The sequence below is a fragment of the Corynebacterium gottingense genome (assembly GCF_003693265.1).
Lineage (GTDB): Bacteria > Actinomycetota > Actinomycetes > Mycobacteriales > Mycobacteriaceae > Corynebacterium > Corynebacterium gottingense.
In genome coordinates this window covers 1-1,472 of the sequence record NZ_RDRE01000129.1, presented here as the reverse complement: position 1 = coordinate 1,472, position 1,472 = coordinate 1, and the positions used below count along the sequence as shown (strand labels likewise).

Sequence of the window (1,472 nt, the reverse complement as noted above, 5' to 3'; positions counted from 1 at the left end):
GCTTGCCGTCCTCATCGCTCAGCGCGTTCTTTCCCTCGGCATCTCCGGGCTTACCGCCGTCCTGAGAGCTGGAACCGCCATCGGTGCCCGGAGTCCCCGGCTTTGGCTTCGGCTTGGGCTTCGGCTTTTGCGGCGCATTGGAGCCACCACTGCCCGCGCACTTTTGAAAAGCTGGAAGGAAGGTCTTCTCGTAGGCCTCAACCCCAACCTTGAACAACTTCTCGCGCTCTGCCGCGGCGGCGGGATCGGTCTTCTTCAGCTCCGCAATAGCTTTTCGCTCCTGCGCTTGCGCTGCCTTTGTCTCCTTGATGGCCTTCTTCGCCTCCTGCGGCGTGATTGTGCCTGAGCTTGGCATCATGTACCGCTCTTGCTCCTGAGCAGTGAAGGTGAAGTGGCAAGTGCCACCGCTCACCTTGACGGATACCGCATTGGCCGAAGGCGCGACAATTCCGGCGGTGATCATGCAGCCAGCAACAACGCTGGCCGCGAAACGCTTATTCAACATAGCTTAAAACTCCAATTGGTAGAGAATGTGTGCTGGCTTCCGACAATCGCATTGTTGACTGACTGTCAATTGTCAATTTACTAAGGGCGCCAAACGTGTGCGAGACAAATCACGTAACGCGATGGTGAGTCTCGAGTAAAACTGAATCTTCGATACTTCGGGAGAAACATTTTGGTGACCGCGTGACTTCAGGGCACGGCGGCATTGCCGAAGGAACCCGATTGTGACTGGCCACAGGACGATGATCCTCCTTGTGATCAATGGCTGGGTCTAGGCCGTTTCCCAGAACAGGGACAACACCAGCGATGGGTGCATTGGTGGAACGCCAAGCGGCTTCACGAAACATTGGACTACGACACCCCACAAGAAGTAGAAGCCGAGTACTATCTCACCCAGCCCATCAACACAGGGCCGTAAAAGAAGCGGAACTAAACCCAGGACGCTTCAGTAGTAGTTTGCCAACCGCCATAATAAAACTATGGATACAGCGCAAAAGATTAAAAGCGGTGCCCTAGCCGTGCTATCAGTTTTCGCGATAGCACTAATCGTTTTATGGGCAACCCACTCGATAGGGCTTGGACTATTGGCCACATCTCTAGTACTCCTAGTTTTTCTTTCCGTGGGGATAAGGATATGGGCGGAGAACTCTCGTCCATCAGAAGCAACTGACTCCATGCCCCGCTCAGAGCACCTCTGAAGTCTTATGTTCGGACACCTGAAGAGCAGGGGCTCACCCCAGAGTTACCCGCCTGACCCGATCACCGCCTGAGCAGGTTCAGCATGTTGCTCATCAAACAAGCAAACCTAACCTCATACAACACAGACGGGCTAGTTTTCCCTTGTCATGTCTAGGGACTTTTTGGACAAGGAGTCCAGGAGGTTTTTGGACAGGATGTCTAGTAGCTTTTTGGACGCCTACAGCGGTGGAATAGCCGGATGGCTATTCCACTACACAAGCGCAGAAAGG

1 protein-coding gene is annotated in these 1,472 nt (G+C 53.9%); it reads right to left on the bottom strand.

Annotated elements, in window-relative coordinates; genetic code table 11:
• Positions 1-505 (bottom strand): hypothetical protein (locus EAW56_RS12190; protein WP_425267116.1); only part of this gene is annotated, 505 nt, incomplete at its 3' end.
• Between the last annotated feature and the right edge of the window lie 967 nt (positions 506-1,472).